General features: G+C 66.4%; 24 protein-coding genes and 1 tRNA gene. 13 read left to right on the top strand and 12 right to left on the bottom strand.

Annotated features, from left to right (window positions below):
• Nucleotides 1–56: 56 nt before the first annotated feature.
• A complete protein-coding gene (gene uvrB / locus ABZ720_RS06335) occupies nt 57–2,246 on the top strand; it encodes an excinuclease ABC subunit UvrB (RefSeq protein WP_366554664.1) in 2,190 nt (729 codons plus the stop codon).
• 45 nt (nt 2,247–2,291) lie between these two features.
• On the opposite strand, the gene phbB is transcribed toward uvrB, so the two are convergent.
• The 3 genes from phbB to ABZ720_RS06320 all read right to left on the bottom strand — a co-directional run bounded on the left by phbB (nt 2,292) and on the right by ABZ720_RS06320 (nt 5,012).
• Nucleotides 2,292–3,014 (bottom strand): acetoacetyl-CoA reductase, encoded by a 723-nt coding sequence (phbB, locus tag ABZ720_RS06330; protein ID WP_366554830.1) that lies wholly within the window; start codon nt 3,012–3,014, stop codon nt 2,292–2,294.
• Nucleotides 3,015–3,115: 101 nt separating this feature from the next.
• Nucleotides 3,116–4,069 (bottom strand): DMT family transporter, encoded by a 954-nt coding sequence (locus tag ABZ720_RS06325; protein ID WP_366554663.1) that lies wholly within the window; start codon nt 4,067–4,069, stop codon nt 3,116–3,118.
• Nucleotides 4,062–5,012 carry a DMT family transporter gene (locus ABZ720_RS06320; protein ID WP_366554662.1) on the bottom strand — a complete coding sequence of 317 codons (951 nt, stop codon included), beginning with the start codon at nt 5,010–5,012 and terminating at the stop codon, nt 4,062–4,064. The genes ABZ720_RS06325 and ABZ720_RS06320 overlap by 8 nt, the downstream gene beginning before the upstream one ends.
• A 146-nt stretch (nt 5,013–5,158) precedes the next feature.
• On the opposite strand from ABZ720_RS06320, the gene ABZ720_RS06315 reads away from it, so the two are divergent.
• Nucleotides 5,159–7,147 (top strand): acetoacetate--CoA ligase, encoded by a 1,989-nt coding sequence (locus tag ABZ720_RS06315; RefSeq protein WP_366554661.1) that lies wholly within the window; start codon nt 5,159–5,161, stop codon nt 7,145–7,147.
• Nucleotides 7,148–7,161: 14 nt separating this feature from the next.
• Here the strand turns inward: ABZ720_RS06315 and ABZ720_RS06310 are convergent, their stop codons facing one another.
• From ABZ720_RS06310 to ABZ720_RS06300, 3 genes are read right to left on the bottom strand one after another with little or no spacing between them, the layout of a single operon-like run.
• On the bottom strand, nt 7,162–7,773 hold the full coding sequence (locus ABZ720_RS06310) for a TIGR04282 family arsenosugar biosynthesis glycosyltransferase (protein WP_366554660.1): 612 nt from the start codon (nt 7,771–7,773) through the stop codon (nt 7,162–7,164).
• Complete coding sequence (locus ABZ720_RS06305; RefSeq protein ID WP_366554659.1) at nt 7,770–8,501, bottom strand: TIGR04283 family arsenosugar biosynthesis glycosyltransferase; 732 nt, start codon at nt 8,499–8,501, stop codon at nt 7,770–7,772. The genes ABZ720_RS06310 and ABZ720_RS06305 overlap by 4 nt, the downstream gene beginning before the upstream one ends.
• A gap of 4 nt (nt 8,502–8,505) precedes the next feature.
• Nucleotides 8,506–9,237: a hypothetical protein gene (locus tag ABZ720_RS06300; RefSeq protein WP_366554658.1), complete on the bottom strand. Its 732-nt coding sequence runs from the start codon at nt 9,235–9,237 to the stop codon at nt 8,506–8,508.
• 112 nt (nt 9,238–9,349) lie between these two features.
• On the opposite strand from ABZ720_RS06300, the gene hisI reads away from it, so the two are divergent.
• A complete protein-coding gene (gene hisI, locus ABZ720_RS06295) occupies nt 9,350–9,757 on the top strand; it encodes a phosphoribosyl-AMP cyclohydrolase (protein ID WP_366554657.1) in 408 nt (135 codons plus the stop codon).
• 9 nt (nt 9,758–9,766) lie between these two features.
• Here hisI and ABZ720_RS06290 read toward each other — a convergent pair whose 3' ends face one another.
• Entirely contained in the window at nt 9,767–10,567 is an 801-nt protein-coding gene (locus ABZ720_RS06290) for a hypothetical protein (protein WP_366554656.1), read from the bottom strand.
• Nucleotides 10,568–10,672: 105 nt separating this feature from the next.
• On the opposite strand from ABZ720_RS06290, the gene pip reads away from it, so the two are divergent.
• The 4 genes from pip to ABZ720_RS06270 all read left to right on the top strand — a co-directional run bounded on the left by pip (nt 10,673) and on the right by ABZ720_RS06270 (nt 12,936).
• Entirely contained in the window at nt 10,673–11,620 is a 948-nt protein-coding gene (gene pip / locus ABZ720_RS06285) for a prolyl aminopeptidase (RefSeq protein ID WP_366554655.1), read from the top strand.
• 76 nt (nt 11,621–11,696) lie between these two features.
• Nucleotides 11,697–11,773 (top strand) — tRNA-Arg (locus ABZ720_RS06280).
• 63 nt (nt 11,774–11,836) lie between these two features.
• Nucleotides 11,837–12,241 (top strand): MbcA/ParS/Xre antitoxin family protein, encoded by a 405-nt coding sequence (locus ABZ720_RS06275; RefSeq protein ID WP_366554654.1) that lies wholly within the window; start codon nt 11,837–11,839, stop codon nt 12,239–12,241.
• Nucleotides 12,238–12,936, top strand: a complete 699-nt coding sequence (locus tag ABZ720_RS06270; RefSeq protein WP_366554653.1) for an RES family NAD+ phosphorylase — start codon at nt 12,238–12,240, stop codon at nt 12,934–12,936. Before ABZ720_RS06275 ends, ABZ720_RS06270 begins: the two co-directional genes overlap by 4 nt.
• Nucleotides 12,937–12,988: 52 nt before the next feature.
• On the opposite strand, the gene ABZ720_RS06265 is transcribed toward ABZ720_RS06270, so the two are convergent.
• From ABZ720_RS06265 to ABZ720_RS06245, 5 genes are all read right to left on the bottom strand, one after another.
• On the bottom strand, nt 12,989–14,173 hold the full coding sequence (locus ABZ720_RS06265) for an NAD(P)/FAD-dependent oxidoreductase (protein ID WP_366554652.1): 1,185 nt from the start codon (nt 14,171–14,173) through the stop codon (nt 12,989–12,991).
• Nucleotides 14,174–14,361: 188 nt separating this feature from the next.
• Nucleotides 14,362–15,684 carry a TRAP transporter large permease gene (locus tag ABZ720_RS06260; protein WP_366554651.1) on the bottom strand — a complete coding sequence of 441 codons (1,323 nt, stop codon included), beginning with the start codon at nt 15,682–15,684 and terminating at the stop codon, nt 14,362–14,364.
• Nucleotides 15,685–15,689: 5 nt separating this feature from the next.
• Nucleotides 15,690–16,205: a TRAP transporter small permease gene (locus tag ABZ720_RS06255; RefSeq protein WP_366554650.1), complete on the bottom strand. Its 516-nt coding sequence runs from the start codon at nt 16,203–16,205 to the stop codon at nt 15,690–15,692.
• Between the two features lie 90 nt (nt 16,206–16,295).
• Complete coding sequence (locus tag ABZ720_RS06250; RefSeq protein ID WP_366554649.1) at nt 16,296–17,270, bottom strand: TRAP transporter substrate-binding protein; 975 nt, start codon at nt 17,268–17,270, stop codon at nt 16,296–16,298.
• A 246-nt stretch (nt 17,271–17,516) separates the two neighbouring features.
• The gene (locus ABZ720_RS06245; protein WP_366554648.1) at nt 17,517–18,422 is read right to left on the bottom strand and encodes an EamA family transporter; all 906 of its coding nucleotides are present in this window, start codon (nt 18,420–18,422) and stop codon (nt 17,517–17,519) included.
• A 238-nt stretch (nt 18,423–18,660) separates the two neighbouring features.
• Here ABZ720_RS06245 and ABZ720_RS06240 point away from each other — a divergent pair, with 238 nt between their 5' ends.
• The 6 genes from ABZ720_RS06240 to ABZ720_RS06215 all read left to right on the top strand — a co-directional run bounded on the left by ABZ720_RS06240 (nt 18,661) and on the right by ABZ720_RS06215 (nt 23,766).
• Nucleotides 18,661–19,947 carry an MFS transporter gene (locus tag ABZ720_RS06240; protein WP_366554647.1) on the top strand — a complete coding sequence of 429 codons (1,287 nt, stop codon included), beginning with the start codon at nt 18,661–18,663 and terminating at the stop codon, nt 19,945–19,947.
• Nucleotides 19,944–20,714, top strand: coding sequence for an SAM-dependent methyltransferase (locus ABZ720_RS06235; protein ID WP_366554646.1), 771 nt, complete (start codon nt 19,944–19,946; stop codon nt 20,712–20,714). Before ABZ720_RS06240 ends, ABZ720_RS06235 begins: the two co-directional genes overlap by 4 nt.
• Nucleotides 20,715–20,826: 112 nt before the next feature.
• Entirely contained in the window at nt 20,827–21,456 is a 630-nt protein-coding gene (locus ABZ720_RS06230) for a 2,3-bisphosphoglycerate-dependent phosphoglycerate mutase (protein ID WP_366554645.1), read from the top strand.
• Between the two features lie 130 nt (nt 21,457–21,586).
• The gene (locus ABZ720_RS06225) at nt 21,587–22,258 is read left to right on the top strand and encodes an amino acid ABC transporter permease (protein ID WP_366554644.1); all 672 of its coding nucleotides are present in this window, start codon (nt 21,587–21,589) and stop codon (nt 22,256–22,258) included.
• A gap of 10 nt (nt 22,259–22,268) precedes the next feature.
• Complete coding sequence (locus ABZ720_RS06220; protein ID WP_366554643.1) at nt 22,269–22,925, top strand: amino acid ABC transporter permease; 657 nt, start codon at nt 22,269–22,271, stop codon at nt 22,923–22,925.
• A 37-nt stretch (nt 22,926–22,962) separates the two neighbouring features.
• A complete protein-coding gene (locus ABZ720_RS06215; RefSeq protein ID WP_366554642.1) occupies nt 22,963–23,766 on the top strand; it encodes a transporter substrate-binding domain-containing protein in 804 nt (267 codons plus the stop codon).
• Nucleotides 23,767–23,773: the final 7 nt, after the last annotated feature.

The following is a 23,773-nucleotide window of genomic DNA, read 5'->3' as shown; positions in this document are numbered from 1 at the left end:
CTCTTGCCTCATCCTGGCCCCTGGCAGAGCGGCACGCGCGGCACTACACTTCAGCTATGTCCGAAACCGCCACTTTCCACCCCCTGGGCGGGGCCAATCGTCCTGCCCTGCCCGATGGTCTCGAAAGCGCGCCGCCGCTGCGCATCCAGTCCGAGTACGAGCCGGCCGGGGACCAGCCCCAGGCCATTGTCGATCTCACCGGAGGCCTGCAGCAGCGCGAGCGTGACCAGGTACTCCTGGGCGTAACCGGCTCCGGCAAGACCTTCACCATCGCCCAGGTGATTCAGAACCTGCAGCTGCCGACGCTTGTGCTGGCACCCAACAAGACCCTGGCGGCGCAACTCTATGCGGAGATGAAGGCCTTCTTCCCGGAGAATGCGGTGGAGTACTTCGTCTCCTACTATGACTACTATCAGCCCGAAGCCTACGTGCCGCGCACCGACACCTACGTGGAGAAGGAATCCTCGATCAACGAGCAGATCGACCGGATGCGCCATTCCGCCACCCGGGCGCTGTTCGAGCGCCGCGACGTGATCATCGTGGCCTCGGTGTCCTGCATCTACGGCATCGGCTCGCCGGAAACCTATGCCACCATGACCCGGACCATCCGGCAGGGTGATCTGCTCGACCGCAAGAAGCTTCAGCGCGAGCTCACCGAACTTCAGTACAAGCGCAACGACATCAATTTCGTGCGCGGCACCTTCCGGGTGAGGGGTGACACCCTCGAGATCTTCCCGGCCCACTATGAGGATCGGGCCTGGCGCGTTTCGCTGTTCGGCGACGAGGTGGAGGGGATCTTCGAGTTCGATCCCTTGACCGGCGAAAAGACCCAGACTCTCGAGGCCATCAAGGTCTACGCCAACAGCCACTACGTCACCCCGCGGCCGACGCTGATCCAGGCGGCGGAGCAGATCAAACGCGACCTCAAGCTGCGCCTGGAGGAATTCGTCGAGGGCGGCAAGCTGCTGGAAGCCGAGCGTCTGCAGCAGCGCACCCAGTTCGATCTCGAGATGATCGAGGCCACCGGCTCCTGCGCTGGGATCGAGAACTACTCCCGCTATCTCTCGGGCCGCAAACCAGGGGAGCCGCCGCCGACGCTCTTCGAGTATCTGCCCGAGGATGCCCTGCTCATCGTCGACGAGAGCCACGTCACCGTGCCGCAGCTGGGCGGCATGTACCGCGGTGACTATGCGCGCAAGTCCACTCTGTCGGAGTACGGCTTCCGGCTACCCTCGTGCATCGACAACCGGCCGCTCAAGTTCGAGGAATGGGACTTGATGCGCCCGCCGACGATCTATGTCTCCGCGACGCCTGGGCGCTGGGAGCTGGAGCGCACCGACGGGGTTTTCGTCGAGCAGGTCATCCGCCCCACCGGACTGATCGACCCGCCCTGCGAGATTCGGCCGACGGAGCATCAGGTGGACGAGGTCATCGCCGAGTGCCGCGCCACCATCGAGCAGGGCGCGCGTGTGCTGGTCACCACGCTGACCAAACGCATGGCCGAGGATCTGACCGAGTACCTGCACGAAGCCGGACTGAAGGTGCGCTACATCCACTCGGACGTGGACACGTTGGAGCGCATCGAGATCATCCGCGACCTGCGGCTGGGTGTGTTCGACGTGCTGGTGGGCATCAACCTGCTGCGCGAGGGCCTGGACATCCCCGAGTGCGCGCTGGTCTGCATTCTCGATGCCGACAAGGAAGGCTATCTGCGCTCGACCACCTCGCTGATCCAGACCATCGGCCGCGCCGCGCGCAACGTCGATGGGCGGGTGCTGCTCTTCGCCGACAAGATCACGGACTCGATGCGGCGCGCCCTGGATGAAACCGAACGGCGGCGGGAAAAGCAGCTCGCCTACAACGCCGAGTACGGCATCACGCCCCAGACCATCCGCAAGCAGATCGCCGATATACTGGGGTCGGTCTACGAGCGCGACCATGTCACCGTGGACACCGGCGATGCCGGGCGCGGCGAGCTGGTGGGGCACAACCTCAAGGCCTACATCGCCGAACTCGAGGAGCGCATGCGCAGCGCAGCCGCCGACCTGGAGTTTGAGGAGGCCGCCCGCCTGCGCGACGAGATCAAGCGCCTGGAAGCGGCCGAACTGGAGTTGCCCGGCAGCGCCACGGTCGGCCTTGCCGAGGGTGCGGGCGGCTTCGCGGCGCGCATCGCCAAGGCGGACGCAAAGCAGAAGTCCCGCACAGGTAAAGGTCCCCGGCGCAAGGGCGGTGCTCGCCGGCGCTGAGGGCCCCGATGCCGACTGACCGCGCCGGCTTCCGCCGGTGGGTGGTCAGTACATGTGCTGACCGCCGTTGATCGACAGGGTGGAGCCGGTGATGAAGCCGGCGTCATCGGCCACCAGGAAGACCACGCCGCGCGCGATCTCTTCCGCTTCGCCGAGACGTCCCACCGGAATCCGCGCCACGATCTTTTCCAGCACATTGGCCGGGACGGCGCGCACCATGTCGGTTGCGATGTAGCCGGGGGCGATGGCGTTGACGGTGATGCCCTTGCCCGCGCCTTCCTGGGCCAGCGCCTTGGTGAAGCCGTGAATGCCCGACTTGGCGGCAGCGTAGTTCACCTGGCCGTACTGCCCGGCCTGGCCGTTGATCGAGCCGATGTTAACGATGCGCCCGAAGCCTTTCGCGCGCATGGCTTCGATCACGCAGCGCGAGAGGTTGAAGCAGGAGGTCAGGTTGGTGTCGATGACCGCCTGCCACTGCTCCGGCGTCATCTTGTGGATGGTGGTGTCGCGGGTGATGCCGGCGTTATTGACCAGCACCTCGACCGGGCCGTGTTCGTTGGTGACCTTCTCGATGCCGCTCTTCACCGCCTCAAAGTCGGAAACGTCGAACTTGACCGCGGGGATGCCGGTGCGCTCGGTGAAGGCCTGGGCCGCCTCGTCGTTGCCGCCGTAGTTGGCGACCACCTTATAGCCGGCCTCCTTCAGCGCGACACAGATCGCCTCACCGATGCCGCGGGTGCCGCCGGTGACCAGTGCCAGTCGTGCCATCAAAGCCTCCTCGTTCATGTTCGCTCCGCCCGGCGTTTCCGGGTCGGTTCCCGATATGAAAGCATTTTATCGGTCGGCAACGGAAGCCTTGTTGCGACGGATCAAAAGCGGGAACCGTCGGCCGGGCGTGCCTCGCGGCGGGCGATGTAGAGGGTGGAGGCCACCACGATGGCGCCGCCCAGGTAGGTGGCCCAGTCCGGCAGCTCGGCGAAGGCCAGCCAGCCGGCCAGCACCGCAATGGGCAGCTTGGCGTAGTCGAAGGGTGCGACGAAGGAGGCCTCGCCGCTGCGGTAGGCCTTGATGATGAGCGACTGCGAGACGAAGCCGGTCACGCCCACCGCGGCGAGGAGGATCCACTGTTCCTGGCTGGGTGTGATCCACTGCATCAGCGCCAGGGGTGCGGTCAGAATGATCGAGGCCAGGCAGAACCAGAAGACCATCACCGGCTGGCTTTCGCTGGCCGGAAAGCGCTTCACCAGCACGACGGACATGGCGATGCCGAAGGCCTGGCCCAGGCCTGCCAGCAGCGTCCATTCCAGCACGAAACCGCCGTCCTGCAGCAGGGTGGGCAGGGTCATGATCACGACGCCGCCGAAGCCTGTGAGCGTGGCCGTCCAGCGGCGCCAGCGTACCCGCTCGCCGAGCAGCAGCACCGAAAGCACCACGGCAAAGAGCGGCACGGTGAAGGTCAGCACCGTCACCGTCGCCAGCGGCAGGGCCGAGAGCGCGTAGAAGCCGCTGACCATGGCGCCTGCACCGAAGAGCGCGCGCAGCAGGTGGGTTCCGGGATGGCGGGTGCGGAAGGCGATGAATCCCCCGGCCAGCAGGAAGGGCAGCAGCGGCGCCAGGGCGAAGAAGGCGCGGGCAAAGGCGATCTGGAACACCGGCATGCCGCCCTGCGCCAGGGTCTTGGCGAAGGCCGCATTCAGGGTGAAGCCCAAAGCGGCCAGCAGCATCCAGAGCGCGCCGCGCTCATTGCCGCCGAGCCGGGCCCAACCCGCGGGCGCGCGCCCGGCGCGCAGCGCGGCGTAGGTGTGTCGCAGCCCGTCAGACATCGCGGCTGCTGGGTGAGGTGGAGGCAGCGCGCAGCACCGCGCGTTCGCGCTCGCGCGCCAGCTTGGCCTCGCGCTGACCGATGTAGACGGCCGAAGCGGCGATGATGCCCGCACCCACCCAGGTCCAGAGATCGGGCAGTTCGGTATAGAGCAGGTAGGCCAGCGCCGCGGAGAAGGGCAGGCGCATGTAGTCGAAGGGCATGACCGCGCTGGCATCCGCCAGGGCGTAGGCGCGGGTGAAGGCGACGTGTGAGATGGCGCCGGTGAAACCGACGAAGGCGCAAAGCGCCAGCGCATAGCCGCTCGGCCACTGCCAGACGAAGAGCGCCGGTACCAGCGACAGGGGCGTGAGCAGCAGGTTCATGTAGGCGACCACCGTGCCCGCGCCCTCGGTGCGGCTCAGGGACTTGACCATCAGCGCGCCCATGGCCTGGAAAAGGGCGGCGGCGATGGGCAGCAGCATGATCAGGCTGAGATCGGTGAAGCCCGGGCGCAGGATCACCAACACGCCGGCAAAACCCACAAGGGTGGCCATCCAGCGTCTGGCGCGCACGATCTCGCCCAGGAAGAGGGCAGCGCCCACGGTGGCGAAAAGCGGGACGGTGAAGTTGAGGGCCACCGCGTCGGCCAGGGGCAGCAGCGCCAGCGAGGTGAACCACATCATCATGGCGCAGAGCCCGACGGCGGCGCGCCAGAAATAGGTCTTGAGCCGGGTCGTGCGCAGGGCGGAGAAGCCGCCGGCCATCAGCCAGGGCATCAGGGTGACCGCGGCGAAGAAGTTGCGCAGGAAGGCGACCTGCAGCGGCGAGAGTTCCTGGGCCGCTTCACGGATCGCCACGTTCATCAAGGAGAAGCCGAAAGCGGCGGCACTCATATAAAGCGCAGCGGCAATGGGGGCGCTGGGACGCAAGGCTGCCGGGGGAAAACGATCGAAAAGGCCCATGGGGCAACCAGCATAGGCAGCCCTGCAAGCCGCCGCTACGCTCAGCCGTGCAAGCCTGCCTTGCGCGCCACGGGGCCTTCGCCATAGTGTTTGGCGCCCCGCCGCCAGGCGGGGAAATGACTGGAGCACAAGGGAGCCGTCGAGCCATGCCGACCACCGGGACCGAAGCCGAGATGACTGTTGCAAAGCCACTCTGGGAACCCTCGGCCGAGCGGATCGCCGAGGCCAACATGACGGCTTTCATGGCCTGGGTCGGCGAGCGGGAGAGCCTGGACCTGGCGGACTACGCCTCCTTCTATGGCTGGTCCGTCGACCAGTCCGAGACCTTCTGGCGCGCTTTCTGGGAGTGGAGCGGCATCATCGCGGACGGGCCGGGCGAGCTGACCCTGGTCAATGCCGATCAGATGCCCGGTGCCCAGTTCTTCCCTGAAGCAAAGCTGAACTTCGCCGAGAACCTGCTGCGCCGCCGAGACGGGGCCGATGCCATCGTCTTCCGAGCGGAAGATAAGGTGGAACGGCGGCTCAGTCACCGCGAACTGCACGAACAGGTGGCGCGCCTGGTGATCGCGCTGCGCGAGGAGGGCGTGGAGCCCGGCGACCGGGTGGCCGGCTTCCTGCCCAACATGCCGGAAACGGTCATCGCCATGCTGGCCACCGCCGCCCTGGGCGCCATCTGGTCCTCCTGCTCCCCCGATTTCGGGCATCAGGGCGTGCTCGACCGCTTTGGCCAGATCGAGCCCAAGGTGCTCTTTGTGCCGGACGGCTACTACTACGCCGGCAAGACCCTGCCGGTGCTCGACCGGGTCAAGGCCTTCGCTGCCGAGCTGCCCACGGTGCAGCGCATCGTGGTCTGCCCCCTGCTGGGCGACGGCAGCGCGGCGCTGGACTTCGACGAGCGCGGTGTCTGGCTGGAGGACTATCTGCCGCTGCCGCCGGTGGGCGAGATCGACTATGTGCGCATGCCCTTCAACGCACCGCTCTACATCATGTTCTCCTCCGGTACGACCGGGAAGCCCAAGTGCATTGTCCACGGCGCCGGCGGCACGCTGATCCAGCACCTGAAGGAGCACAAGCTGCACTGCGACCTGAAGCCGGACGACCGGGTCTTCTACTTCACCACCTGCGGCTGGATGATGTGGAACTGGCAGGTCTCGGCCCTGGCCAGCGAGTGCACGCTGCTGCTCTACGACGGCTCGCCCTTCCATCCCGACGGCAATGTGCTCTTCGACTATGCCGAGGCGGAGCGGGCGACGCTCTTCGGCACTTCGGCCAAGTACATCGACGCGCTGAAGAAGGCCGATCTCCGGCCCAAGGACACCCACGACCTCTCGGCCATGAAGGTCATGACCTCCACCGGCTCGCCACTGGTGCCGGAGAGCTTCGACTGGGTCTACGAGAACGTGAAGGAGGATCTCTGCCTCGCCTCGATCTCCGGCGGCACCGATATCGTTTCCTGTTTCGTGCTGGGCAATCCGATCAACCCGGTCTGGCGCGGCGAGATCCAGTGCCGCGGCCTGGGGCTGGCGGTCGAGGTCTGGAACGATGCCGGCGAGCCGGTGGTCGAGGAGAAGGGTGAACTGGTCTGCGTGAAGCCCTTTCCCTGCATGCCGATCTACTTCTGGAACGATCCCGACGGCAGCCGCTATCGCAGCGCCTATTTCGAGCGCTTCCCCGGTGTCTGGTGCCACGGTGACTATGTGGAACTGACCCGCCACGGCGGCATCATCGTCTATGGCCGCTCCGATGCCACGCTCAACCCGGGCGGGGTGCGCATTGGCACGGCGGAGATCTACCGGCAGGTGGAGCAGCTGCCCGAGGTGCTGGAATCCATCGTCGTCGGCCAGGACTGGGATAATGACGTCCGCGTCGTGCTCTTCGTGCGCCTCGCCGAGGGGGCTGCGCTGGACGACGAGCTGATCAAGCGGATCAAGACCACCATCCGCCAGGGCGCCAGCCCGCGCCACGTCCCGGCCCGGGTGCTGGCGGTGCCGGACATTCCGCGCACCAAGTCCGGCAAGATCGTCGAATTGGCGGTGCGCGACGTGGTCCACGGCCGCGAGGTGAAGAACCAGGACGCCCTGGCCAACCCCGAGGCGCTGGAGCACTTCAAGGGGCGTGACGAGCTGCAGAGCTGATCCTCAGCCGCTCATCAGCTGCTCCGTCTGCCAGCGCCGCAGCGCTTCAGCGCCTGCGCGTCGTCCACGTCATAGCGCTGCTCCAGCAGGGCCAGGCTCCCGGGCAGTCGCGCCCGGGTGTCCTGCAGCACGCTTTCGCTGCCCCAGGCGACACCGCTGAGATCGGGTCTTTGCCAGGGCCGGCAGCGGGCGCCGATGGCCCAGAAACCGCCATCTTCCGCCGGGCCCAGCACCCAGTCGTGGCGCCGCAGCAGGAAGAAGGCCCGGCGCACCGCTGCCGCGTCGATGCCGGGCACGTCGGCCCCGATCAGCAGCGCTGGGCCCTTTCGCCCGGGCCCCGGTGCCAGCAGGTTCAGCATGCGCTGGCCCAGGTCGCCGCGCCCTTGCAGACGTCGTGGGTGGTTAGATGCCCAGCGGCCCGACCCCCGTGCGGCGACATCCGGCGTCACCGCCACCTCCAGCCTCCACTCCCTCGGTGCCGTCACGCGGCGCAGCAGCTCCGCCAAAGCGATGCGCTGGAAGCGCCAGGCCGCAAGCTGGCCGACTTCGCGCGCCAGACGCTGCTTGCCCTGCCCGAAGCGGGGCTGCCGGCACATCACGATCAGGCGGTTGTGGCTGCGCGTCATGGCGGCGTGCCGCGGCGGCGTTCGTAGCGCTGGACCAGTCGCTCGGGCGGCACGCCGAGAAAGTAGAGCCCGAGGCAGGTGAGATTGCGCCAGGGCCGGCGCCACCAGCCCTCGCGCTCGTAGCGCTGTGCACTGGTGGAGATCGTGGCCGGAAGGGCGACCAGGCGCTTTCGGCCGATGCGCCGGACCAGCGCCACATCCTCCATCAGGGGCCAGTCCGGGTAGCCGCCCAGGTCCTGGTAGAAGGCGGCGGCAATCACCAGGCCCTGATCGCCATAGGGCAGGCCGAGCCAGGCGGCGCGCCAGGTTGCCAGGCGCTCGACCCTTCGGGCCTGCGGCGCCGGGCAGTCGAAACGCAGGCGCAGGTAGCCGGCGCGGCGGCGGTTGGCCGGATTGCCCATGAAACGGCGCAGCGCCTCGACCCAGGGGCCGGTGGGCCGGCTGTCCGCATGCAGGAAGAAGAGCCACTCGGCGCCGGTCGTGATCGCGGCTTGCGCCCCGGCTGAGAGTTGCCGGCCGCGGCCGGCGGGGCTGTTCAGGCAGCGACAGCCGAAGCTCTCGGCAATCGCTGGTGTGCCGTCATTAGAGCCGCCGTCGACCACGATGGTCTCCACTGCGATCTCCGCTGCCGGCCAGTCTTTGCGCAGGGATTCGAGCGTCGCTGGAAGGCTGGCGGCGGCGTTCAGCGCCGGGATGACAATTGCCAGCCGCGGCGCATCCCCCGCCACCGGATCAGGGAAAGGCGCAGAGGTCGTGGGTGACCTGCAGGAAGCCGCGGTTCTCGCCCTGCTGCGCAGCGAAGAGATGCTCGCTGCCATCATGGACGACGGAGAAGTGCAGCGGCAGCTCGCCTTCGAACTCCTGCGTCTCTCCGCCCAGGCGCGTGACAGTCAGCTGCAGCAGCGCTCCGGGATCGAACCAGGCTTCCGGGTTGCCGTCGGCGTTCATGGCCGTCGGGCCGGCTGCGGTGACGGTGAAGAGACCGTCGGCAAAGGAGGCGACATCGTTGCCGCCGCGATGAAGCGGCGTGCGCACCAGGAATCGCCGGGTGACCGGCTCGCCGCGGCACTCGCGCTCGGGCTCGACCGCGGAGATCACGAAGGTCAGGCGGGAAAGTTCGACCCCGTCCGCCAGCCGGGACTGCGCCTGGTCGAGCAGTTCGGCCATCTCGCCGGTGGGAACGTCCTGCTCATAGCGCTCCCGTACCTCGGCTTCGGCCTGGCGGGCGCTGGCGGCGTCGGCGGCAAGCCGGCCGTTCTCGGCCTGGATCGAATCGAGTCGTCCGCGGGTTTCTTCGAGTTGATGCGCGAGTGCGTCGATCTGGGCCTGGCCCACCTGGCGCCCGGCGCCATAGGCCATCCAGGCCGCAACGGCGATGCTGCCCAGCACCAGAAGTGTCTTGATGAGGGCCCAGCGGCGCTCACGCTTGCGCCTTTCGAGAGGGTCCCTTAATCCGAGTGACATGGCGAGTTGGTCCGTTTTCCTCGTCCGTGAGCTTGTCCGCAGGACGCAGTCGCCCGGACTTTTGCCCGCTGTTGGACGATAGGGCAAGCACCGCTGCACAGGAGATCAAGGCATGGGCAAGAAAATGCAATGGCAGGTAGAGCGCCCGGAGAGCATCGAGAGCGTCGTGGCGGCCCTGCGTTTCGACGAGCGCGGGCTGATTCCCGCCATCGCGCAGCAGCACGACAGCAAGGAGGTCTTGATGCTGGCCTGGATGTCGGCGGACTCGCTGCGTGAAACGCTGCACAGCGGTCGGGTGTGCTACTGGTCGCGCTCGCGTGCCGCGCTCTGGCGCAAGGGGGAAAGCTCGGGCCACGTACAGCAGCTGGTCGACCTGCGCTGGGATTGCGACGCCGACTGCCTGCTGCTGCTCGTGGAGCAGACGGGACCGGCCTGCCACACCAACCGGCGCAGCTGCTTCTACAACGCGCTGCGAGACGGCGAGCCGACGTTGATCGCCGAGCCGCAGTCCAACGCGTGATCGCCCTTGTCACGGCAGGGGTGCGCGTTCCAGCAGCTCGATCTGCTGCGGGGAGGCAACCTCGATCATGGCGCCACCACTGAAGAACACCCAACCGCGTACGCGTACGCGTCGCCCTTCGTAGGCGGACAGGAGCTGTCCCTGGCGCGCCAGGCGGCGCAGGACGGCACTGGGAAGTCGGATCGTGAAATCCTCGCGCCAGTCCACTTCGAAGTTCAGGTAGCCGGTGCCGCGCACGTCCGCAGCCGCCAGCACCCGGCCCTCGATCAGCGCGAATCGCCCCAGTGCGCGCCGCGCCTCGCTGTGATGCAGCGGCTGGTGCGCCGGATCGGCCCAGAGTCCCCGCTGCTCGTCACGCGCCGCCCGCTCCGCAGCAACCAGGGCCGCAGCCAGGGCCGGCGCTGGCAGTTCGGCTCCGCGCAGATCGAGCAGCACCGCACCCTCACGCAGCAGCCTTTCCTGCAGCCAAGCGCGGTCGACTGCGGCCTGGACCAGCAGGCGCCGGTGCCGGTCACTGCCCGGCGCCATCGGCTGGAATCTGAGCGCGCTGCCGGGCGGTGCCAGCCGTTCCAGCCAGGCGCGCGCCGCTTCGGCTTGGCGCCAGGGGGTACGATCGTCATAGGCGAGCGGGGCCTGCGGGCCGCGCACGCCGGCCAGCCGCAGCATGCGTCCATTTTCCAGGCGCAGTTCGGTCGCGGAGAGGACCGCGGCCACCTGGCCGGTTGCGGCGTCCTGCCAGTCCGGCGCAGCTGCCTCCGACGCACTCGTCAGCCGAGCAAACAGATAAGCAATCAGAAATAGCTTAAACATGCCGCAGAATAACGGATAGTGCCAAAGCAAGGCAAAGTGGTTGCGGCTGCTGCGCGCCTTCCCGACGCATGCTAAAGAGTGAGGGCCAGGAAGGAGACGCCCGCAATGCCGCCTTATGACCTTTTCCCGCCGATCGAGCCCTATGAAACCGGGCGATTGCGCGTCGATGACCTGCACGAGCTCTACTGGGAGCAGTCGGGCAATCCCGACGACAAGCCGGTGCTCTTCCTCCACGGCGGCCCGGGAGCCGGCGCCTCGGCGGATCACCGGCGCTTCTTCGATCCGGCGCACTACCGCATCGTGATCTTCGATCAGCGCGGCGCCGGGCGCTCCACCCCGCTGGGGGAGCTGCACGAGAACACGACGGATCACCTGATCGCCGACATCGAGCGCCTGCGCGACCTGTTGGGCATCGCCCGCTGGCAGGTCTTTGGCGGCTCCTGGGGCTCGACCCTGGCTTTGGCCTATGCCCAGCGCCACCCGGAGCGGGTGGCGGCGCTCGTGCTGCGCGGGATCTTCATGTCGCGCGTCCGGGAGATCGAGTGGTTCCTCTATGGCCTGCGCAACTTCTTCCCCGAGGCCTGGGAGCGTTTTGCCGGCCACCTGCCCGAGGCGGAGCGCGGCGACCTGCTCGGCAATTACCTGAAACGCCTGAGCGACCCCGATCCCGAGGTGCACCGCCCGGCGGCCCAGGCCTGGAGCACCTACGAGGGCGCCTGCTCCACCCTGCTGCCCAGCCCCGACACCGTCGCCGCCTTCGGGCGCGAGCGCACGGCAATCGGCCTGGCGCGCCTGGAGGCGCACTACTTCTCGCACGGCAGCTTCCTGGAAGAGGGTGCGCTGCTGCGCGGCGTGTCGCGCATCCGCCACATCCCGGCGGTGATTGTCCAGGGCCGCTACGACAATGTGTGTCCGCCCATCACCGCCTGGGAACTGGCCCAGGCCTGGCCGGAAGCGGGCTTCGAGATGATCGCCGACGCCGGCCACTCGGCCATGGAACCCAACATCCGCCGCGCCCTGGTCCGGGCCATGGAGCGCTTCAAGCGGCTGTAGACCGGATTGGAAAGCAAGCTTCTTGGGCGAGCAACCCGCCCCTGCTATAACCGACCCACAAGCGCCACACCGCAACGGCCCCGTAGCTCAGCAGGATAGAGCAACGGATTCCTAATCCGTAGGTCGCTGGTTCGAATCCAGCCGGGGTCGCCATCCTTGCGTTTCATCCATATATGGACTAGTCTCGGCTGAGACGCCACGCATGGAGCAGGGTGAATGGGCGCGCAAGCACATCCGGCTCTTGCGATCGATCGCAAGGGTCTCTCCGGCCCGGCGCTGCGGACCTTCTTTCGAATTGCGGAGCAGTGGGGCCTGTCGGTGAACGAGCAGATGACGCTGCTTGGCCTGACGGCACGCTCGACCTTCTTCAAGTGGAAGCGGGACCCCAATACCGCTCTGCCGAAAGACACCCTCGAGCGCATTTCCTACATTCTGGGCATCTACAAGGCACTCCAGATCCTGTTGCCCGATGAAAAGGGGGCCGACGCCTGGATCAGGCGGCCCAATGAGGCGCCGCTGTTTGCCGGGCGCTCGGCGCTCGATCGCATGCTTTCGGGCCAGGTGGCGGATCTCTTCCTCGTTCGGCAGTATCTGGACGCGCAGCGGGGCGGCTGGGGGTGACGCCTCCGGTCGTTTCCATCGAGTGGAAGCCGTGCTGGAGGATCATTCCCAGCCGTTTCCCGCCCATCCAGCTGTTCGAACGGGTTGCCGCGCCGGAAGATCTAGAGGCGGTTCTGGCGCTGGAATCGCTGACCAATCCGCGGCTGCGCGATGAGGTGGGCGACATTCGTCTCGTGCCGCCCGAGGAGCGAATCAGCGGACCCGGTACCAGCATCATCATGGCCGCCTTCACGCACCTGAACCCAGAGGGAAGCCGTTTCTCCGACGGCAGCTACGGCGTCTTCTACGCCGCCTACGACCTCGGAACGGCCATCGCGGAAACGAGGTATCACCGAGGGCGTTTCATGCGGGCAACGGCGCAGGACGCCATGGAGCTCGATATGCGGGTCTACGCCGTGGATCTCTCAGGCCGTCTCCACGACCTGAGGGGGCGACAGGAGAGCCATCCGCTCGTTTACCACAGCGAGGACTACGCATCTGCGCAGCACCTGGCCAAGGCGCTGCGAAAGGCCGGCTCGAACGGCATCGCCTATGGCAGTGTCCGGCGCGCCGCTGGGCAGTGTGCGGCGGTGTTCCGCCCACCGCTGCTCTCCAATGTGCGCCAGGAACGCCACCTCTGTTATGTCTGGGACGGCCGGGAAATCGCCACGGTCTACGAGAAGCGCGCGCTTGCAGGCAAAGAGTCCCGGCACTGATAGGCCGCCGGCAGAGATAGTGTCGCTGCCCGGCAGCGCGCTGTCCGCCCCCTCACACCACCGCCACCTCACGCAGCGGTCGGTTCTCGCGCAGGCGCGCGAAGTTGAAGGCGGAGAGGTCGAGGCTTTGCCAGCCGCCGTGGACAATGCACTCCATGAGGCCGCGGCCCACCGCCGGGCTCTGCTGCAGGCCGTGGCCGGAAAAGCCGTTGGCGAAGAGGAAGTTGGCGATCTCCGGGTGCGGGCCAAGGATGGCATTGTGGTCGAAGCTGTTGACGTCATAGTGGCCGGCCCAGGCGCCGGTGGGCTTGATCGCCTCGAACGCGGGCACCCGCTCGGCGAGCAGGGGCCAGAGCCGCTCCTCGAAGAGGGCGTGCTCCACCTCGAGATCCTCGCAGTCGGGATCGGCCTCGCCCTCGCCCGGTGAGATGCCGCAGATGAAGCCATCGCCCTCCGGCCGGAAATAGAGACCGCTGGGGTCGATCACCAGCGGGCAGTGCGGCAGCGGCGTGCGGCAGTCGAAGACGAAGACGTTGCGCTTGCGCGGAAAGACGGGGATTTCGATCCCGGCCATGGCGGCGACGCGGCGCCCTTGGATGCCGGCGGCATTGATCAGCCAGCCGCAGGCGAGCCGCTCGCCGGACGCCAGCTTCGCCGCCTGGATGCGGCTCGCGTCCAGTTCCAGCCCCACCACCTCGTCGCTGAGGTAGTCGACGCCCAGGCTGCGCGCCTTGGCGCGGAAGGCCTGCAGCAGGGCGAAGGGGTCGAACCAGCCTTCATCCGCCAGGCCGAGGGAGCCGCCGGCCAGATCCTCGATCCGCATCCAGGGGAAGCGTTCATGCAATTCGGCCGGGTCGAGCAGCGCGACATGGGCACCGCCCGCGCGCTGGACCACATGGTTGTGGCGAAGAATATCCAGCCCCGCCGGCCCGGCCAGAAAGAGATAGCCCTTTTCCTGGAACTGGGGATCGGGCGTCTGGCCCTCGACCGCGAGATGCTCCGGCAGGGACTTGAGGAAGGCGGCGCCGAAGCGCGAGATGGCGACGTTCTCCGGCGTGGAGAATTGTTGGCGGATCGAGCCGGCGGAGCGTCCCGTGGCGCCGCTCTGATAGGAGGGGTCCTTCTCGACCACGGCGATACAGCCGGTGAAGTCGGCGCTGGCGGCCAGGAAATAGGCGGCCGCGCTGCCGATGACGCCGCCACCCACGATCACCACGTCGTATGCCGTCGAACTCACCCTGCTTCTCCCTTTTGCCAGGCGGCGCGGATTGTGACGAAGTCGGGCCGGCGGGAAAAGGGCGTGCTGAGCGAGGGAGGACGCAACGCCATCTGCCGGTCGGTGCCGGTGGCTGTCGAGCGGGCAGGGGCCTGATCCTTCGACGGGCGCTGCCGCGGACTACCTGCCGTTCTTCCGATTGGCCGACCTCACTGCGCCGACGAACCCGCCACCGGACGGACCTGCTCCGGCAGCCAGGTGGCCAGTTCCGGAACGGCGATGATCAGGAAGACCATTGCGAACATGATCAGGAACATCGGCAGGGCCGCGCGGGCGATGAAGCTCATCGAATGCCCGGAGATGCCTTGTAGCACGAAGAGATTGAAGCCGATCGGTGGCGTTATCTGGGCCATCTCCACGACGATGACCACGAAGATGCCGAACCAGATGAGATCAATGCCTGCCTGCCGCACCATCGGCTCCACGATCGCCATTGTCAGGACCACGATCGAGATGCCGTCGAGGAAGCAACCCAGCACGATGTAGAAGATCATCAGCATCATGATGAGCTGGAAGGTGCTGAGCTCGAGCGTGGCGATCGTGGTGGCAAGGGCGCGGGGCAGGCCGGTGAAGCCCATCGCCATGGTGAGGAAGGCGGCGCCGGCAAGGATCAGCGCAATCATGGCGGAGGTGCGGGTCGCGCCGAGCAGGCTTTCGAAGAAGACCTTCCGGTTGAGCGAGCCCTGGGCGGCGGCCAGAATCATCGCGCCGATGACACCGATCGCGGCAGCCTCGGTCGCCGTCGCGACCCCCAGGTACATCGAGCCGATGACCAGCAGGATCAGCAGAAAGATTGGAATGAGAAAGCGCGATCGCTGGAGCTTCTCCCTGAAGCTGATCCGGGGCTCGGGGCTCGGGTTGTAGTTCTTCGAGAGTTGCGAAACCAGGATCACGTAGAGGCTGAAGAGGCCCCCCAGCACGAGGCCCGGGATGATGCCGGCAATGAAGAGGCTGGTGATCGACTCGTTGATCGAGACGCCGTAGACGATCAGCGTCAGCGAGGGCGGGATCATGAGGCCGAGGGTTGCGGCGCCCGCAAGGGTACCGATGACCATGGTTTCGGGGTAGTTGCGCTGGCGCAGTTCCGGAATGGTCATCTTGCCGACGGTGGTGAGGGTTGCTGCCGAGGAGCCGGAGACGGCGGCGAACACGGTACAGCCGGCAATATTGGTGTGCATCAGGCCGCCCGGTAAACGCGTCATCCAGGGCGAGAGCCCCTTGAACATGTCCTCGGACAGGCGCGTGCGATAGAGGATTTCGCCCATCCAGATGAACATCGGCAGGGCGGTCAGGGTCCAAGAAGACGACTGCCGCCAGATCGCCGTCATCATGGCGTCGCCGGTGGGGCGGGCGGCGAAGATCTCCATGCCGATGTAGGCCGTGCCGAGCAGCGCCAGACCGATCCATACGCCGGAGCCGAGCAGCAGGAAGAGGACAAAGAGGAAAAGGCCGATCGCGTAGAGTTGTTCCACGAGTTCTACTCCACGCGGCTCGGTTCGGTGGCACCGGCACGGATGTTGTCGCGCCCGGTGAGGAGCAGCGTAACGAGATTGTCAACGAGGCAGATCGCCAGAATGACGGCCCCGACGGCAATCGGCGTCTGAGCGATCCAGAGCGGGGTGGCGTCCTGCCCCTGGCTGACATCTCCCAGCAGCCAGGACCAGTAGACGGTCCTGATCGCATACCAGGCGACATAGATGCCGCCGGCGGAGGCAACCAGGAGGCACCAGAGCTCACCCCAGAAGCGTTTTTCCCCGAGGAAGTTGAGCAGGATCCCGACGCGGATGTGCGCCCCGTGGTTGAGGGTGTGCGCGAAGGCGAGGAAGGAGGCTGCCGCCATCAGATAGCCTGCTATCTCGGCAGGCCCGTGCAGCGGGATACCGAACCACCGCGCTGCAACCTGCAGGGTGATGGCGACCAGAATGAGGATAAGACAGAGCGCGGCGAGCCCACCTGCTGCGTAGTAAAGCGCGTCGAGCAGGCGGCGGATCATGCGACCCACTTCATTCACGGATGCAGCCCCCACGGCTGGGAAGAGGTATGGGAGGGACCCGGTCGCTTTCGGCCGGGCCCCTCTTGTTCCCTACTGCGCCCGATAGGCTTCAATGATGGCGGCACCATCATCGCCGGCGCTGGCGATCCACTCCTCGGTCATGGTCTCGCCGAAGACGGCCAACTCCTCGCGCAGCTGATCGGAGGGCGGTTCCACCGTCATGCCATTGGCACGCAGTTCGTCCAGATAGCCGCCAGTCAGCTCCTCTGCCATGCGCGTACCCTCTTCGCCGGCGGTCTCACCGCATTCGAGAAGGACATTCTGCGTCTCTTCGTCGAGCCCTTCAAAGGCGCTCTTGTTGACGAACACGAGGTTGCGCGGCAGCCAGGCCTGGACATCGTAGAAGTGAGAAACGCTCTCCCAGACCTTGGAATCGACGCCTGTCGAACCCGAGGTGATCATGCTGTCGACCACACCGGTGGCCAGCGCCTGGCTGAGTTCGGCAGCCTCGATCTGCACGGGGGCCATGCCCGCAAGCTCGGCGATGCGCGCTGTGGCGGTGTTGTAGGCCCGGAACTTCACGCCCTGCAAGTCCTCGGTGCCGCTGATCTCCTGCTTGGCGTAGAGCCCTTGGGGCGGCCAGGCGGCCGCATAGATGTAAACGAGGTTCTGGCTCTCCAGGACCTCCTTCATCTTGTCCTCGGCCGCCGCCCAGAGCTTCTCGGAGGCCTCGAAGGAGGTCGCGAGGAAGGGGATGGAATCGATGCCAAACAGCGGATTCTCATTGGCGTGCGCCGAGATCAGGCGCTCGCCGATCGGTGCCTGGCCTGTCTGAACAGCGCGCTTGATGTCGGAGCCGTTGAAGAGGGAGCCGTTTGGATGGGTGACGATCTCCAGTTCTCCGCTTGTGCCCTCGGTGACGCACTGCGCGAATTTGGCCGCGTTCTCAGAATGGAAGTTGGACGCCGGATAGGCGAGCGGCATGTCCCAGGTTTCGGCCGCAAGGGTTCCGGCAGACAATGACAGCGCAGCGCAGGCTGCGAGCAAAGACGTAATTCTTTTCATCTTTTTGTCCCTCATGACGTGACGTGAAGTGGATGCTTCCCTCCGGATCGCGCCTGCTGAAATGAAAGATTTCCTAACGCGGCGTGTCTCCAGTCTCCTCTTGTAGCAGCACGCTACCAGAGCAGCGGGACGTCGAAAAGTTCACACGCGGGAGACTGTCGCCAACATGGTGCTCGTCCGGGAAAAGTAGTGGCCATAACGCGGACAGCTTGGTTCGCTACCGACAGGGCGTGCTGAGAGCCTGCGTCAGCGTTGCAGCACCAGCAAGATGCCGGCGAGCAGCAAGAGGGTGCCCAGCCACTCGCGCGGACTGGGGCGCTCGCGGAAGATCAGCAGGGAGACGAGGAAGGTGAAGACCAGTTCGATCATGCCCAGGGTGCGCACATAGGCCACCTGCTGGATCGTCATGGCGGTGAACCAGCAGGCCGAGCCCAGCACCCCGGTGATGCCGACCAGTCCGGAAAGGCGCCAGCTGGCGAAGACCGCCCGGAGCTGCCCCGGCTCGCGCAGGTAGAGCCAGAGCCCCAGCATCAGGGTCTGCAGCAAGACTGCGGCCAGTAGGGTCCAGCCGGCGGCCATGAGGAAGGAGGGATGGCCGGTGGAAAGAGCAGCCCCCCTGAAGGCAACGGAGGAGATAGCGAACAGCGCACCCGAAAGCAGGCCGAGCCCGGCGGCTCGGCCGCCCAGGCCCGCCAGCAGGCCGTGCCAACTCAAACGACCCTTCTCCACCGCGATCAGCATGACTCCGGCGGTGCCCAGGGCGATGGCCGCCACCCCCAATCCCGTGACCGCTTCGCCGAGGAAGATCAGAGCGAAGAGCGCTGCTTGCACAACTTCGCTCTTCGACAGCGCGGTACCGACGGCGAAGTTGCGCTGGCGGAAGCAGGCCAGTAGGGCCGCGGTGGCGAGGATCTGCGTCAAACTGCCCAGCATTACCCAGGGCAGAAAACCGCCGCCGGGTTGCGGCAGGGCCTGGCCGAGGCCCTGGTTTAGCAGCACCACGTAGCCCAGCGCCAATGGCACGCCATAGACGAAGCGGGTGAAGGTGGCGCCATAGGTCGACAGGCGTCCCGTCAGGTGCTTCTGCAGGGCGGTGCGGACGTTCTGAAACAGAGCCGCGGCAATGGTGATGGGAATCCACAGCCACTCCAAGGCGGGTCTCCACTGTTGATTGGTCCCCACTCTTAGCCGCTGTCCCGTTCCGCGATAAGGCGCGCGCGGCGGGAAGCAGCCATGAGGCGCGCGCCGGTTGTTCGCTGTGCCCTTTCCTCTTAGGGTCGCTGCGGTTTCCACGCCGCGGCAGGGCTGCAGCGCGCCAGGGCTGGCCGAGGGGCCGCTTTCGGCGCAGGAGATCTGTGGTGCGCCACGGTTGCGAGGGATCGGGACGGACATGACGACAGAGGCGCAGCTGGGTTCCGGCCGCAGCGCGGAACAGGAGGAAACCCCGACCTTGGGGTTGCTGCGCATCGCGCTGGTGGTGGCTCTGCCCTTTGCCGGCGGCTATTTCCTCTCCTACCTGTTCCGCTCGGTCAATGCTGTGATCTCGGGTCGGCTGCTTTCGGAGCTCGGCCTCGATGCCTCGGCGCTCGGCCTGCTGACGGCCGCCTATTTCCTTGCCTTTGCCTGTTTCCAGCTGCCGCTCGGCCTGCTGCTGGATCGTTTCGGTCCCCGACGGGTCCAGGCGGGACTGCTGCTTTTTGCTGCGATCGGTGGCGTCGTCTTTGCCCTGGGCGAGTCACTCACCACCCTGATGATCGGGCGAGCACTAATTGGGCTGGGCTGTGCCGGGGGCCTCATGGCCTCGCTCAAGGCGCTCAGCCTCTGGTTCCCGCCGCAGCGCTGGGCCTTGGTCAATGGCTGCTTTCTCATGGTCGGCGGGCTGGGTGCGGCCACCGCCACGGCCCCGGTCGAGGCGGCGCTGCACCTGGTGGATTGGCGCACGCTCTTCCTCATTCTGTCCGGCGCCACCCTGCTGGTTGCCTCCCTGATATTCCTGGTGGTGCCGCCGCGCGGCGAGCAGGGGGCGGCGCAGTCCAGTCTGCGCGAGCAGATCGCCGGCCTGGGGCGGATCCTGAGCAGCCGGCTCTTCTGGGCCGCCGTACCGCTCAGCGTCACGACCCTGGCCGCGGGCCTGTCGCTGCAGGGCCTTTGGGCCGGACCCTGGCTGTCCGATGTGGGCGGGCTTTCCTCCTCGGCCGTAGCGGGCGTGCTGCTCGCCCTGGCGCTCTCCATGACGGTGGGTTTCTTCTTCGGCGGCCTGCTGGCCGATGGCATGGAACGCATCGGCCTGGGACTGGATGCAGCCATGGTGCTCGGGGCGATCCTCTTCATCCTGCCGCAGTTGGCGATCGTGCTGGAACTGGCGCCGCAATCGGCCCTGCCGTGGATGGCCTTCGGCTTCACCTCCAACCTCTGCATGGTGATCTACCCGCGGTTGGCCCGGTCCTTTCCCTTATCGCTCAGCGGCCGGGTGAACACCTCGCTGAACCTCATGGTCTTCACCGGAGCCTTCGCCATGCAGTACGCCATCGGCGGTCTGCTCGACCTGGCGGCGCCGGAGGCCCAGGGCCGCTATCCGGCCGAAGCCTACCAGCTCGCTTTTGGTGGCGTGGTGGGACTGCAGCTCCTCTCCCTGCTCTGGTATCTCGTTTTCCTGCCGCGCGGGCAGCGGATATGAGCCGTTCCCTGGGCGAGGCGCCGGCCGACTGGTATCGCAGCTTCTTCGAGGGCCTGGCGGCCGAGCTTTGGCGCGCGGCCTGCCCGCCGGAGCGCACAGCCCAGGAAGCAGCCCTGGTCGCCGATGCGCTTGATGTGGACCCAGGCGACGCGCTGCTGGACCTGGCCTGCGGCGATGGGCGGCTGGCCGTGCCGCTGGCGGCCGTGGGCTATCGCATCACCGCCGTCGATCTCTCGCCGCGGGCCCTGGTGGCGGCGCGTGCGGGGGCTGCGGCGGCAGAGGTCGATCTCGAACTCTGTCAGCGGGACCTGCGCGACCTGCCCTGGCCCGGGCGCTTCCACGGCGCCTACTTCCTGGGCAATTCCCTGGGCTACGAGGATGCCGTGGCCACCGGCGCCATCTTCTCCGCCGTGGCAGCCTGCCTGCAGCCGGGCCGGCGTCTGCTGCTGCACAGTGCGAACCTGGCGGAAACGCTGCTGCCCTTCCTGGAGCCGCAGGTGCGGGTGCAGCGCGGCGGCATCGAGATGCGCGCGCAGAATGCCTATGACCCGGAACGCCGGGTGCTGACCACGCGCTATCGCTTCCGGCGCGGCCAGGCGCAGGAAGAGCATCTGGCCCGCCACCATGTCTTCACCCTGGCGGAAGTGGAGGGGCTGCTGCGGGCCGCCGGCCTGGAGACCACCGCCTGCTGGTCCAGCCTGGACGGCGAGCCCTTCGCCGGCGAGGCCGAGGAGGTCTGGATCCTGGCGGAGAAGCGCGAGGCCTAGCCGCTTGAGGCTCGGGCGCGCGCTTGGGCCGGCGTCAGTCTCTTCCCATCGCCCCCGCCCCCGGCTACAACCGATGGCACCGACGATCCACTGCTCAGAGGAAGCTGCGCCGATGTCCCTGCTTGTTCTCCTGCGTCATGGCCAGAGCCAATGGAATGCGGAAAACCGCTTCACCGGATTCGTCGACGTCGGCCTGACCGAGCTCGGTCGCGAAGAGGCGCGCAAGGGTGGCCGCGCCCTGGCGGGCACGCGCTTTGACCGCGCCTTCTCCTCCACCCTGAAGCGCGCCATCGAGACCACGGAAATCGCCTTGGCGGAAAGCGGAAGCAACGAGCATCTGCGCCGCGACGGGGGCTGGGATATCACCTGCCATGACGATCTGCGCGAGCGCGACTACGGCGACCTTGCCGGGCTGAACAAGGCGGAGACGGCCGAGAAGTACGGCAAGGAGCAAGTGCACATCTGGCGCCGCAGCTACGACATCGCGCCGCCGGGCGGCGAAAGCCTGAAGGACGTGGTGGAGCGCTCCGGGCGCTACTACGAGGCCGAAATCGCGCCCTGCCTTGCACGCAGCGAGGCCGTACTGGTCGGCGCCCACGGCAACACGGTGCGCGCCCTTCTGGTGGCCCTGGGCTGCCACAGCCCGGAGGAGATCCCCACCGTGGAGATTCCCACCGGCGTGCCGATGGTCTTCGAGGTCACCGACGGCAAGCCAGGCCGCTACCGCTTCCTCGAGGGCTGAGGCGGGCTTCCAAAGACAAGCCCAGAGCCTTTGCGCCAATAGATTGCGAATTTTTGCAATTTGATCCTCTTAAGGCTGCTGCTAAGCTGGCGTCCGCCGACTGAAGCGGCGGAGGAAGTGGGGGCGCCTCTTGGGCTATACCTTCCGGTTTGAGCCGGTATTCGAACGGTTTGATCAGCTCCTGGAAGGCGCTTGGCTGACCATTCAGCTCTCGGGTAGCGCGATGCTGGTCGGCCTTCTGGTCTCCGTTCTTTGCGCCCTGCTGAAAACATCCGGTCCGCGGCCGCTGGCCTGGGTTGTGAATGCTTACGTAGAGCTGATCCGCAACACCCCCTTTCTCGTCCAGATCTTCTTTATCTTCTTTGGCCTGCCGGCGCTGGGTTTGCGGCTCACGCCCAACTCCGCAGCGCTGCTGGCCCTGATTATCAACTTTGGGGCCTATGGAACCGAGATCATCCGGGCCGGTATCGAATCAATCGCCAAGGGGCAGATCGAGGCCGGCTCCGCCCTGGGCCTGAAGCGCCTGCAGATCTTCCGCTACATCATCCTGAAGCCTGCGATGCGCGCGATCTATCCGGCGCTCACCAGCCAGTTCATCTACCTGATGCTGACATCGAGCGTGGTCTCGGCAATTTCCGCGGACGACCTGACGGCCATCGGCAACAACATCCAGTCCGCGACCTTCGCCGCCTTTGAGGTCTATCTCGTTATCACGCTGATCTACCTGTTCCTCTCGATAGGCTTCTCGAGCCTGTTCAAGCTGGTGGAACGGTTCGCCTTCAACTATCCGCTCAGCCGCTAGGGACAATGCGATGATCCGTCCCTTCGGCTTCAATGAGTTTCTCTTCATCCTCACGGCGGCGCAGTGGACGATCGCGCTCTCCGCCATCGCCTTTTGCGGCGGCGGACTGGGAGGCTTGGCGATCGCACTTGCGCGGACCTCCTCGATGAAGGTGCTGCGCCTGGTGACGACTGGCTACATTCGCCTCTTCCAGGGCACGCCCCTGCTGATGCAGCTCTTCCTGGTTTACTTCGGCGCCAACATCTTCGGCTTGCCGCTGAACGCCTGGATCGCGGCGCTGCTGGCGCTTTCCCTGCATGCCAGTGCCTTTCTCGGTGAAATCTGGCGCGGCTGTATCCAGGCCGTGGCGCCGGGCCAGAACGAGGCGGCGACGGCGCTGGCGCTGAACTATCGCGACCGCATGCGCTACGTGATCCTGCCTCAGGCGGCGCGTATCGCTGTGGCGCCGACCGTCGGTTTCCTGGTGCAGCTGATCAAGGGAACCTCGCTGGCCTCGATCATCGGCTTCATGGAGCTGACCCGCTCGGGGCAGATCATCAACAACGCCACTTTCGAGCCTTTTAAGGTCTTTGGCGTCGTCGCCCTGATCTATTTCAGTCTATGCTGGCCGCTGTCGCTCTTGGCGCGGCGGTTGGAGCGCCACTTCGCGCGCTCGACAGCCCGATGAACCAACTGCGATTCACGCAAGGGAGGAGTAAAAGAACATGAAGATGATGAAATCAGCCTTTTCACTGGCAGCCGGTGCGGCCCTGGCCATCGGTCTCTGGAGCGCGCCGCTTCAGGCACAGACGGTCGAGGAGATTCAGGAGCGGGGGACGGCCAACATCGGTATGCTGGTCGACTTCCCGCCTTTCGGCATCATGAATGAGCAGAACCAGCCCGATGGTTTCGATGCCGACGTGGCGAAGCTCTTGGCTGAAGATATGGGGGTCGAGGTCAATCTCGTGCCCGTGACCGGCCCCAATCGCATCCCCTATCTGGTCAGCAATCAGGTCGATCTGCTGGTGGCCTCTCTGGGCATCACGGAAGAGCGGGCCAAGAGCGTCGACTTCTCCGAGCCCTATGTGGGCATCCAGATTTCCGTCTATGGCGAAAAGGGTGTCGAGGTCGCGGAGCCCGAGGATCTCGAGGGCATCACGATCGGCGTTGCCCGGGCCAGCACCCAGGACACCGGCATTACCGCGCTGGCTCCGGAAGGCGCCCACATTCAGCGTTTCGATGACGATGCTTCGGCGGTGCAGGCCCTGCTCTCGGGCCAGGTCGACGTGATTGGCTGCTCGAATACTGTCATTGCTCAGCTGGAGCAGATGGCGCCGGGGCGCTTCGATGTGAAGTTCGACATCTCCGAACAGGTGCAGGGCATCGCGGTGCGGCCCGGCTCCAGTGAGTTGCTGGGCTACATCAACGATTTCTTGCAGCGGGTGAAGGACGACGGTCGCCTGGATGAAATCCACCAGAAGTGGCTCGACTCCCCGCTGCCCGAGTTCGTCCGCAATTCGGCAGGTTAAGGAAAGG

The sequence above is a fragment of the Aquibaculum sediminis genome (genome assembly GCF_040712085.1).
GTDB lineage: Bacteria > Pseudomonadota > Alphaproteobacteria > Kiloniellales > DSM-21159 > Aquibaculum > Aquibaculum sediminis.
This window is presented reverse-complemented; position numbering and strand designations above follow the sequence as displayed.